Genomic DNA, 10,764 nt, shown 5'->3' on the forward strand with positions numbered 1-10,764 from the left:
TAGCCATACGTACCGGCACGTGACGCGGTTCACCTGGCAAAACGGAGTCTGAGAACACGCTGTGACGTCTCGCGTAAACCTGAAGAACACGGCAGGCTGTGCGCATGACGGAAGGCAAAGCACGTATCGCGGTCACCGGTCTGGCCACCATGGGCAGCAACCTCGCGCGCAACCTCGCGCGCCACGGCTTCAAAACCGCCGTGCACAACCGGACCCCCGCGAAGATGAAGGCCCTGCTCGAAGAGCACGGCCACGAGGGCGACTTCGTCGGCGCCGAGACGCTGCAGGACCTGGTCGACAGCCTGCAGACGCCGCGCCAGATCATCATCATGGTCAAGGCCGGTGGCCCCACCGACGCCGTCATCGACGAGCTCAGTGAAATCCTCGAACCCGGCGACATGGTGATCGACGGCGGCAACGCCCACTTCAACGACACGCGCCGCCGTGAGGCCGCGCTGAAGGAGAAGGGGCTGCTGTTCGTCGGCGCCGGCATCTCCGGTGGCGAGGAGGGCGCGCTCAACGGTCCCAGCATCATGCCGGGCGGCCCGGCGGAGTCCTACAAGCACGTCGGCCCGGTCTTCGAGGAGATCGCGGCCAAGGTGGACGGTCAGCCGTGCTGCGTGCACGTCGGGCCGGACGGCGCCGGGCACTTCGTGAAGATGGTCCACAACGGCATCGAGTACGCCGACATGCAGCTGATCGCCGAGGCGTACGACCTGCTGAGCCGCATCGGCGGGCAGACGCCGGCGGAGATCTCCGAGGTCTTCACGCAGTGGAACTCGGGCGACCTGGAGTCGTACCTGGTCGAGATCACCGCCGAGGTGCTCAAGCACGTCGACGCGAACGGCACCCCGCTCGTGCAGGTCATCGAGGACGCGGCGGAGCAGAAGGGCACCGGCCGCTGGACCGTGCAGGAGGCGCTGGAACTCGGCGTCCCGGTCACCGGCATCGCCGAGGCCGTGTTCGCGCGCAGCCTGAGCGGCCACACCGACCAGCGCAAGGCCGTGCGCGAGGCGTTCGGCGCCAGCGAGGTCGTCGCGAAGCCGGACGCCGACCTCGTCGACGACGTGCGCCAGGCGCTCTACGCGTCGAAGGTCGTCGCGTACGCGCAGGGCTTCGACATGATGCGCGAGGCGTCGAAGAACTTCGACTGGAACATCGACCTCGGCGCGATGGCGACGATCTGGCGTGGCGGCTGCATCATCCGCGCGCAGTTCCTCAACCGCATCCGCGAGGCGTACGACGCCAACGCCGACATCGCGTCTCTTTTGGTGGACAACTACTTCCGCGACGCAGTGCAGAACGCGGAGGCCGCTTGGCGCAGGGTTGTGGTCCGTGCGGTCGAATCCGGCGTGCCGACGCCGGGCTTCGTGTCCGCTTTGGCCTACTACGACGGACTTCGTTCCGAAAGGCTCCCAGCGGCACTTGTTCAGGGACAAAGGGACTTCTTCGGGGCGCACACGTACAGGCGCACCGACAAGCCCGGTAGCTTCCACACGTTGTGGTCGGGTGATCGATCAGAGGTGGAAGCGTGAAGTTAAGGGTTCTGGGGGCGGTCGTCGCTGTGGCGGCAGGGTTCTCCCTGACGTCCAGCGGCGGCGCCGTGGCGGTCGGCAACGAGGCCCTCACGGCTGATCTCGACGCGATCCTCGCCGACAACGCGCTCAAGGGCGCGGATGTCGGCGTGACCGTGCGGGACGCCAACTCGGGCGAAGTGATCTACACCAGGCAGGGCGCCAAGCGGTCCCAGGTGGCGTCCAACCTCAAGCTGCTCACCACGGCGGCGGCGATGGACCTGCTCGGTCCTGACTACCGCTGGAAGACCGAACTGCTGACCAGCGGCACGAGATCCGGCGCGACGCTGAACGGCGACGTGGTGCTGCGCGGCGGTGGCGACCCGACGATGTCGCGGGTTCGCTACCAGGCGCTCGCGGACGCGTTGAAGGCCAGCGGTGTCACGACGGTCAACGGCTCGCTGGTCGTCGACGACAAGAAGTTCGACTCGAACCCGCTCGGCCCCGGCTGGGCGTGGGAGGACGTCCCGTTCTCCTACAGCGCGGAGACGTCGGCTCTCACGCTCTCGCCGGACGCCAAGTTCAGCGCGGGCACGGTGGTCGTGCGCGTCAAGCCGGGTGCCACGACGGGTGCCCCGGTCGTCGTCACGACCGAACCGTCGAACGACCACGTGCAGATCGTGTCGACGGCGACGACCAACGGCAACGCGGGCATCACCGTCCAACGCGAGCAGGGCACCAACCGGATTCTCGTCAGCGGCTCCACGTGGGCCGAGGTGACGGCGCTCACGACGGTCAAGGACCCGACCGGACTCGTCACGTCGGTGTTCCAGAAGGCCTTGCAGGCCAACGGGATCACCGTCACCGGCGGGGTGAAGCGGCAGGAGGCTCCGGCCGGTGCCGCGGTCCTCGCGACGGACACGTCGATGAAGCTCAGCGAGCTCATGGTGCCGTTGCTCAAGGACAGCAACAACATGCTGGCCGAGGTGCTCGTGAAGACCGCGGGCAAGTCGTTCGGCAACGGAGTCAACCAGCTCAGCACCAAGTGGGCCGGTCTCGGCGTCGACCCGAACGTGGTCGAGGTCTTCGACGGCTCCGGCCTGTCGCGGTACGACCAGTTCTCGCCGGACGACCTCACCTCGGTGCTGATCAAGGCGAAGACGAAGCCGTGGTTCTCCGCGTGGCAGGCCTCGCTGCCGGTCGCCGGTGTCGACGGCACGCTGGTGAGCCGCATGAAGAACACCCCGGCGGCGGGCAACGTGAAGGCCAAGTCCGGATCCCTCACGGGCATCTCGGGCCTGTCCGGCTACGTGAAGACCGCGGCCGGTCGTGACCTCGTGTTCTCGGTGGTGCAGAACAACTACGTGCTGTTCAACAACCCGAAGAACATCGAGGACCGCGTCGCGGTGCGGCTGGCGTCGGACGGCGGCAGCTCGATCGCGCCGCAGATCCAGTCGGTGCCGCAGCAGCGCAAGGCTCCGGAGCAGGACCGCGCCAAGGTCCCCGCGCAGGAACGGTTCGACGTGGAGTGCTCGTGGATCGGCACCTGCTGATCTGAGGAGTCCACAGTGGAGCCGCCCCGGATGCGTTCCGGGGCGGCTCTTCGCATTTCTAGGCCGGGGAAGGCACGGGCTCCAGCCCGTTGCGGTCCGGGTCGACCAGGTACACGCGGGCGTTCGAGATGTCGAAGTACATGCCCTTCAACGTCAGCGTGCCCGCCGCGATCGCCTCCCGCACGCTCGGGAAGCCGAGCAGGTTGTCGAGCTGCTGCGCGACGTTCGCGACCGCGAGCCGGTCCGCCACCGGCAGGTCCGCGCAGCCCGCCGCCGTCGGCGCGTGGAACCTGATCAACGACGGTTCGGCGTTGCGCAGCCACGAGTGCAGGTGCGAGCCGCGCGCGGCCGACCCCTTCACCAGCGCCTTCATCGCGCCGCAGTCGGAGTGTCCACACACGACGATCGTGCTGACGTTGAGGATCTCCACCGCGTACTCGATCGCGGCGCCGACCGAGCTGTCGTCCGCGGACGGCATCGGCACCAGGTTGCCGATGTTGCGCACGCAGAACAGGTCGCCGGGCCCGGACGTGGTGATCAGGTTCGGCACCACGCGGGAGTCCGCGCACGTGATGAACAGCTGCTGGGGGCGTTGCCCGTGCACCGCCAGTTCGTGCAGGAACGGTCGCACCAACGGCGCCGAGCGGCGTTCGAACTCGTGCATGCCCCGCAACATCGGATCGCCTTCAAGAGAAGCGCGCTGGGCCGGCAACGTCACGGCGTCCGGCGTGCCCTGCCAGTGCGACCACGGCGCGAACCAGCGCGGCAACGGGCCGGGCAACGTCTTGCGCCGCCCCGGTTTGCCCTGGTTCGCGCGGTCATACCAGGTGTCGTGCACCTCGTCGACGCGCACCCGGCCGCCGAGCCGTTCGTAGCTCTCGCGCCAGTCGTTGATCGCCTCGTAGGAGGCGTGGTCCAGGTAGTCGACGTGCAGTTCCAGCACCACGGTCTGGCCCGGCGGCATCTGGCGCAGCTCCCGCACGAGCCGTCCGACGCCGAGGAACACCAGTGACCCGCGCACGCACACCCGGTTGCCCTCGACCCGCACCGAGCAGTGCGTCAACCGGTACAACGCGCGCAGCAGCGCGACCGCGAGTCCCGCGACCACGCCTTCCAGCAGTCCGAAGAGGACGACACCGAGCGCGGTGGTCGCGTAGACCACGAACTCCCGGTGCTGCACCAGGTTCTTCATCCGCTGCACCGACACGAGCTTCAGCCCGACGACGAACAGCACGCCCGCCAGCGCCGCCAGCGGGATCAGCTCCAGCGCCGGGGCGAACGCCAGCACGGCCACCGCGATCCACACGCCCTGGAAGACGGCCGCGTACCGGGTCTTCGCGCCCGCCGCGACGTTCGTCGAGCTCCGCGCGAGACCACCGCTGATCGGGAACCCGCCGAGTGCGCCCGCGAGCACGTTGCCGGTGCCCTGCGCGATGAGCTCCTTGTCCAGTCGGGCGCGCGGCCCGTCGTGCAACCGGTCCGTCGCGACGGCCGACAGCAACGACTCCATGCTCGCCACCAGCGCCACCGTGACGACGGCGGTCACCACCGCGCCGACACTTCCCTGCGGCATCTCGGGGAACGTCAACGCGTGGCTGTCCGGCAGGTTCACCCGGGCCACGTCGAACCGCAGCAAGAACGCCAGCCCGGTCGCCAATGCGACGGCCACCAGCGGCGCGGGAATGATCGACGCCCGTGGAATCCGGGGCCACAGCAGGAGAACCGCGATCGCCACCGCACCGGCCACGACGGACCCGAGCTGCGCGCCGGCCAGTTCTCCCGGCAGCAGCGCGAGGTTGGCGGGCACCGTCGACGCCGCCGTGCCGCCCAGCAGCACCACGAGCTGCCCGACGGCGATGGAGATGCCGATGCCCGCCAGCATGCCGTGCACGACGGCGGGGGACAGCGACATCACCAGGCGGCTGATCCCGGTGAGTCCCAACGCGAGTTGCAGCACGCCCGCGGCCAGCGTGATCGCCGCCGTGGCCGCCCACCCGAACTGCGCGACCAGCGCGGCCACGATCACCACGAGCCCGGTGCCGGGACCGCTGATCTGCAACGGGGCTCCGCTGATCGCGCCGACGACGACGCCGCCGATGACCGCGGAGATGATGCCCGCCATCAGCGGCGCGCCGGTGGCGTGCGCGATGCCGAGCGAGAGGGGGATGGAGATGAGGAACAGCACGAAGCTCGCGGGCAGGTCGTGCTTCAGGAGCACCGGAGGGCCGTGCGGGGTGTGCTCGCCGGCGTTGGACCTGGGCTGATGGTTCACGGATTTCCCTTTGCTGAATAGCGGCATAGCCCTGTGCGCTTGGTTGCACAGGGCGGGGAGGGGAGCGAGCTGGGAACGCTCTAGACGCGTTCTAAGGGCAGCATTCGGCGCGGCCGGACGGCATCGAGCTCGTCGGCGCGGTCATGCGGGGTCGGCACGGGAACACCTCCGTGTCGGCACAGGCATCGTGGGGCGGGATCAGGCCGCGTCGTCACCAATGATGAGGCCGAGAACGGTGCTGTGACAGATGTTTCAGCCAACCGTGTTGATCTTGGCCCGCGCCGTTACGCCTGGTGATCGCATAGAAGGGCCGGCTCCGGTCGGGGGGTGCGGAGCCGGCCCAAGTCGTGCGGGAACCGAAGAACTATCGAGTTCCGGAAATCAGCCTACCGAGCGCAGGTGCTTGCCGTGCGAAGTCTCCTGGCCGACGACGGTCAGGATCAGCTGCGCCGACAGGTAGGCACGGCACGGTGCGGGCATCCGCCTGGAGAACCAGCCGCGTTTGCAGGTGGCGCACCGGCCGTGCTCGTCGGGCTGGTGCTCGTCGAGCAACGCCTTCACCACCGCGACCACCCTCGGCAACTCAACCCTGGCGAGTACGAGAGCGGTCTGGTCGTCGCCGCGGGCAGCGAGGTCGGTGAGTGTGGCCAGGTGGGAGTGCAGCGACTTGTCCAGTTGGCTGAACACCGTGACGGCCATCAGGCTCAGAGCTCCAGTCCGTGCGTAAGCAACCCATGCAGCCTGGCGCCACCAACCTGCGATCTGCAAGTTGCAGTACACGAATGGATGACGTCTCTTTGCGACGAGCTGGTTTGCTCTCAAACTGGGAACGACCAGGAGGTGCGGATGCCACTCAGGAGGCGTCATGCGGGGTAGCAGCCCGACCCTGCGCAAGCGTCGGCTCGTGAGCGAGTTGCGGCGCCTGCGTGAAGTGGCCGAGCTGACGATCGAGGAGGTCGGGGAGCGCCTGGAGTGCTCCGCCTCCAAGATCAGCCGCATCGAGACGGGCCGGGTGGGGGTGAGCCCGCGCGACGTGCGGGACATGCTCACCGCCTACGGTGCGGACGCCGCCGCCCTCGAAGAACTGGTCCAGCTCGCCAGGGAAGCCCGCCGCAAAGCGTGGTGGGACGAGTTCGGCGACATCGTGCCCGGTCGTTACGTGGGGTACGAGGCCGACGCGGACTCGATCAGGAGCTATCAGGGCCTGATGATCCCCGGCTTGTTGCAGTGCGAGGCGTACACGAGAGCGTTGATCTCCCAGGGCTTGCCGAACGCGAGCGCCGCTGAGATCGAGCGCCGCGTCCGGTTGCGCAAGGCCCGGCAGGCCTTGCTGCGCGAGGACGATCCGTTGCGCCTGCACGCCGTGATCGACGAGGCCGCCCTGCGCAGACTCGTCGGCGGGCGAGGGGTGATGCGCGGGCAGTTGGCGCGTCTTCTCGAGATCGGTGCACTGCAGAACGTCACGATGCAGGTCGTGCCGTTCGACGCCGGTGGTCATGCCGCGATGGACGGCCCGTTCGTCATCCTGAGCTTTCCCGAGCGGCTCGACCCCGACGTCGTGTACATCGAAAGCACCAGAAGCGGCGTCTACCTGGAACAGCAGTCGGACGTCCTTTCCTACGCCGAGATGTTCGAGCGGCTGGTGAGCGCCTCGCTTCCGCAGCGGGAGTCCTTCGCCTTGATCACCGAAGTCGCTCGCACTCTCGCGTGACCGCGACCGGGAGTGAACAGACAGTGGAAAGCTTGAGTTGGCGCAAGAGCAGCCGGTCCTCGGCCGCTGGAGCCGACTGCGTGGAGATCGCGCTCGTCTCGACCGGCGCTGCCATCCGTGACAGCAAGAACGCGGACGGCGCGCGGCTGAGGTTCGGCGACGCGGGGTGGGGCGAGTTCCTCGCCGCCGCGAAGAACGGCTCTTTTGTCAGCTGATCGACAGGTGCACGTGAAGGCCCCGGCTGGAAGATCCAGCCGGGGCCTTCGTCGTTCGAGGTGAAAGGGGACGTGGGCCGGCCGGCGTTCCGCCGCCGCGGGCTGGATGCCCCTTGCACGCCGGCCGACCCACGTCGATCATGGGGAGCAGCGGGTGTTCCGCTGTCCGGTCCAACCTGGTCGGACTCGCTGATCTCCGGTTTCCGTTGATCTCGCGGTCTGTGGTTGGTTGGACACGCTAAGCGTAAGAATGCCTTCTACAGCACGACTGGAGCCCGACTGAAGTGATCTTCAAGCTCCAGGTGGCCCACAGGCGAGGGACAGAGCGGTGACGCACGGCGAGGAACCCCTCCGGTTCGAGGTTCTCGGCCTTCTCCGGGTCGTTCGCGCAGGTCAAGAGGTTGATCTCGGTGCGGCGAAGCAACGCGCCGTCCTGGCGGTCCTGCTGCTCGCGCGCAACACCCCGGTCTCCCGCGGGCAGATCATCGAGGCGGTCTGGGGCGACAACGTGCCCTCCAGCGCCGTCAACCTGGTCCAGACCTACGTCGCCGGACTGCGCCGGGCGCTCGAACCGACCCGCGCCCGCCGCGCGCCCGCCGAGCTGCTGACGTCGGTCGGCGACGGCTACCTGATGCGGATCGAGCAGGGCGCGCTGGACCTCGACGTGTTCGAACGTCAAGTGCTGCTCGCGAACCGCATGCGCGCCGCCGGTGACCTGGCTGGAGCCGCGGTCGAACTGGACGACGCGCTGGCGTTGTTCCGGGCCGAGCCGCTGGGCGGAGTTTCCGGGCTGCACGCCGACGTCGAACGCGGCCGTCTCGTCGAACGCCGCCTCGCGGTGCTGGAGGAACGCGCCGAGCTCGGCCTCGCGATCGGGCAGGGCCCGGAACTGGTGTCGCAGCTGGGTTCGATGGTCGTCGAGCACCCGTTGCGCGAACGCGGCCACGGGCTGCTGATGCGGGCGCTGGTGCAGGCCGGACGGCAGGCGGAGGCGCTGGCCGCGTACCGCGAGGCACGGGCCGTGCTGATCGAGGAACTGGGCGTCGAACCGGGGCCGGAACTGCGCCGCGTGCACCAGGCCGTGCTGGCGGGGGACAGTCCCGAACCGGAACGTGCGCCCGTGCGCGTGCCGCAGCAGCAGTCCGCGCCCGAACCCGCGCCGGTGACGGTGCCGGCCCAGCTGCCGCGCGCGCCCGTCGCGTTGATCGGCCGCGATGCCGAACTGGCGGGGATGGACGCGTTGCTGCGCGGCCACGACGGCCCGGTGCTGCTGGTCACCGGTCCGGCGGGCGTGGGTAAGACCGCGTTGGCGCTGCACTGGTCGCACCGGGTGCGCGAGGAGTTCCCGGACGGCCAGCTGTACGTCGACGTGCACGGCTACGACCCGAACCGCGAGCCGCTCGAGATCGGCGAGGTGCTCAACCGGTTCCTGCGCGCGCTCGGCGTCCCGGCCGGGGAAACCCCTGTCTCCGTGGACGAACGCTCGGCTCTGCTGCGGACGAGGCTGGCCGACCGCCGCATGCTCGTGATGCTCGACAACGTCCGCAGCTCGGCGGATCTCCTGCCGTTGCTGCCTGGTGCGCCGTCGTGCGTGATCGTGACGTCCCGGCGGCGGCTCGTCGGGCTGGTCGCGCAGGTCGAGGCGAAGCTGATCGAGCTGGACATGCTCGACCCCGACGCGGCCGTCGACGTGCTGGGGCGCATCGCGGGCCGGTCCGACATCGAGGCCGGTGCGCTGCGGTCGTTGGCCGAGCTCTGTGACGGACTTCCGCTGGCGTTGCGGATCGCGGCAGCTCGTCTCGCCGTGTCGCCCCGTCTGCGCGTTGCCGAGCTCGTTGAGGAGTTGCAGGACGAGCACGGCCGCTTGGCTGCACTTGGCCTGGAAGACGGCGAAGGCACCGTGCGGGCGGCGTTGGACGCGTCACGTCGTGCGCTGCCCGCCGAACCCTCACGGCTGCTGGCGATCGTCGGCCTGCACCCAGGGGCGGACCTGACCCCGCACGTGGTCGCGGCGATGGGCGACGTCCCGTTGATCGAGGCCCAACGCGCGCTGGACGCGTTGACCGCCGCGAACCTGCTGTCCGTCAGCGAACCCGGCCGCCACTTCGCGCACGACCTGGTCCGCGTCTACACGAAAACGCTGGCGGGGGAACTCTCCGAACCGGAACGCCGCGCCGCGACCGGCCGCATGCTCGACTACTACCTGCACTGCGCGGACCTCGCCGACGGCCTGCTGCCGATCAACCGCGGCAGCGTCCTCGTCGCCCCCGAACACCGCCCGGCCCACGTGCCGCTGATCTCCGGCCCCGCCGACGCGACGGCCTGGTTCGACGCCGAACGCGCCAACCTGATCGCCGCCGCCGAACTGGCGTCCGGTTCCGGCTGGCACGTTCACGCCTGGCAGCTGCCGTACACCTTGTCGCGCTACCTCTGGCTGCGCACCGAACGCGAGACCTCGTTGCGCCTCACCGAAGCCGCCTTGCAGGCCGCGATCGCGCTGAACGACGACGACGCGCGGTTCGTCATGCAGTTCAACCTCGGCGTGGCACTGCTCCAGTTCGAACGCTTCGAGGAGGCGTTGCAGGCTCAGCAGGGTGCGCTGGAAACGGCGCGTCGCAAGGAGGACGTGCACCAGCAAGCCCGCGCGCTGACCACGGTCGCGGGCACGTTGCAGGACCTCGGCCGGCACGCGGAGGCCGAGGAGCACTACCGCGAGGCGATGGAGATCTCCCGGATCGCGGGCTCGAAGTGGGCCGAGGCCAACGCGCACCACCACCTCGGGCTGCTGTACCTGAGCACGCAGCGGTTCGACGACGCGATGCCGTGGCTGCGGGTGGCGCTGCGGATGTACCACGAGGTCGGCGAGCAGTGCGGGGAGGCGGCCTGCCACACCGACATCTCGACGGCGTTGCTGGAGACCGGGGACACCGATGGCGCGCTGTCGGCGGCCCGGACGGCGCTGGCGGTGGCGTGCGACGCGGTGTCGCCGTACCACCAGGCGCTGGCGCACGACCGGCTCGCGGCGGTGTTCGAGCGGTTGAACGCGGCGGGGGCGGCGGCGCACTGGCAGCGGGCGCTGGCGTTGTTCACGGAGTTGGGGGCGCCGGAAGCGGACGGGGTGCGGGCTCGGCTGGCTCGGGCGCGCGCGGTGACGGTGAGCGGCGCGGCCGGGTAGGGCTTGCGTGGTCGCGGTGTGCGGCGCGGCGGGCCAGGGCTGCTGCGGCCTGGGTGGGTAAGGGAGTCGGCGCGGTGCTGCGGGTAAGGGATTCGCGGCGCCGGACTGCGTGATCGCCCGATGCCTTACCCGACCCCTCAGCAGCACTCTGTCCACCATGACCGAGTGGACCCCTGAGGCGATCAAGGCGGAAATCGACTACCGACGTGGCAACGCCCGGTGCAACTGGCAGCGCTCGAACGGCTCCGCGCCGTCGTGGCTGCACCGAGTGATCCACCGCACCTCTGGAAAACCCCGCAGCACCCGGTGATGACATGTGAAAAC

Annotated in this window: 8 protein-coding genes; 6 read left to right on the top strand and 2 right to left on the bottom strand. The window is 69.4% G+C overall.

Going from position 1 to position 10,764, the window contains the following annotated elements:
- Positions 1-104: 104 nt before the first annotated feature.
- Positions 105-1,535: an NADP-dependent phosphogluconate dehydrogenase gene (gndA, locus tag JNUCC0626_RS43665; protein WP_394616486.1), complete on the top strand. Its 1,431-nt coding sequence runs from the start codon at positions 105-107 to the stop codon at positions 1,533-1,535.
- A complete protein-coding gene (dacB, locus tag JNUCC0626_RS43670; protein ID WP_394616487.1) occupies positions 1,532-3,067 on the top strand; it encodes a D-alanyl-D-alanine carboxypeptidase/D-alanyl-D-alanine endopeptidase in 1,536 nt (511 codons plus the stop codon). Before gndA ends, dacB begins: the two co-directional genes overlap by 4 nt.
- A 58-nt stretch (positions 3,068-3,125) precedes the next feature.
- On the opposite strand, the gene JNUCC0626_RS43675 is transcribed toward dacB, so the two are convergent.
- Both JNUCC0626_RS43675 and JNUCC0626_RS43680 read right to left on the bottom strand, forming a co-directional pair.
- Positions 3,126-5,339, bottom strand: coding sequence for a SulP family inorganic anion transporter (locus tag JNUCC0626_RS43675; RefSeq protein ID WP_394616488.1), 2,214 nt, complete (start codon positions 5,337-5,339; stop codon positions 3,126-3,128).
- A gap of 381 nt (positions 5,340-5,720) precedes the next feature.
- The gene (locus JNUCC0626_RS43680) at positions 5,721-6,038 is read right to left on the bottom strand and encodes a hypothetical protein (RefSeq protein ID WP_285639035.1); all 318 of its coding nucleotides are present in this window, start codon (positions 6,036-6,038) and stop codon (positions 5,721-5,723) included.
- Positions 6,039-6,204: 166 nt separating this feature from the next.
- On the opposite strand from JNUCC0626_RS43680, the gene JNUCC0626_RS43685 reads away from it, so the two are divergent.
- The 4 genes from JNUCC0626_RS43685 (at position 6,205) to JNUCC0626_RS43700 (ending at position 10,750) form a co-directional block, all read left to right on the top strand.
- On the top strand, positions 6,205-7,050 hold the full coding sequence (locus JNUCC0626_RS43685) for a helix-turn-helix domain-containing protein (RefSeq protein ID WP_394616489.1): 846 nt from the start codon (positions 6,205-6,207) through the stop codon (positions 7,048-7,050).
- A 23-nt stretch (positions 7,051-7,073) separates the two neighbouring features.
- On the top strand, positions 7,074-7,265 hold the full coding sequence (locus tag JNUCC0626_RS43690) for a DUF397 domain-containing protein (protein WP_394616490.1): 192 nt from the start codon (positions 7,074-7,076) through the stop codon (positions 7,263-7,265).
- Between the two features lie 328 nt (positions 7,266-7,593).
- A complete protein-coding gene (locus JNUCC0626_RS43695; RefSeq protein WP_394616491.1) occupies positions 7,594-10,440 on the top strand; it encodes an AfsR/SARP family transcriptional regulator in 2,847 nt (948 codons plus the stop codon).
- 157 nt (positions 10,441-10,597) lie between these two features.
- Positions 10,598-10,750, top strand: coding sequence for a hypothetical protein (locus JNUCC0626_RS43700; protein WP_382439927.1), 153 nt, complete (start codon positions 10,598-10,600; stop codon positions 10,748-10,750).
- Positions 10,751-10,764: the final 14 nt, after the last annotated feature.

This window comes from Lentzea sp. JNUCC 0626 (assembly GCF_043632865.1).
Classification (GTDB): domain Bacteria; phylum Actinomycetota; class Actinomycetes; order Mycobacteriales; family Pseudonocardiaceae; genus Lentzea.

Excerpts from the sequence above, each read along its gene's own strand:
- gndA (WP_394616486.1), top strand. The coding sequence starts at position 105 with ATGACGGAAGGCAAAGCACGTATCGCGGTCACCGGTCTGGCCACCATG.
- JNUCC0626_RS43700 (WP_382439927.1), top strand. The coding sequence starts at position 10,598 with ATGACCGAGTGGACCCCTGAGGCGATCAAGGCGGAAATCGACTACCGA.
- JNUCC0626_RS43685 (WP_394616489.1), top strand. The coding sequence starts at position 6,205 with ATGCGGGGTAGCAGCCCGACCCTGCGCAAGCGTCGGCTCGTGAGCGAG.
- JNUCC0626_RS43680 (WP_285639035.1), bottom strand. The coding sequence starts at position 6,038 with ATGGCCGTCACGGTGTTCAGCCAACTGGACAAGTCGCTGCACTCCCAC.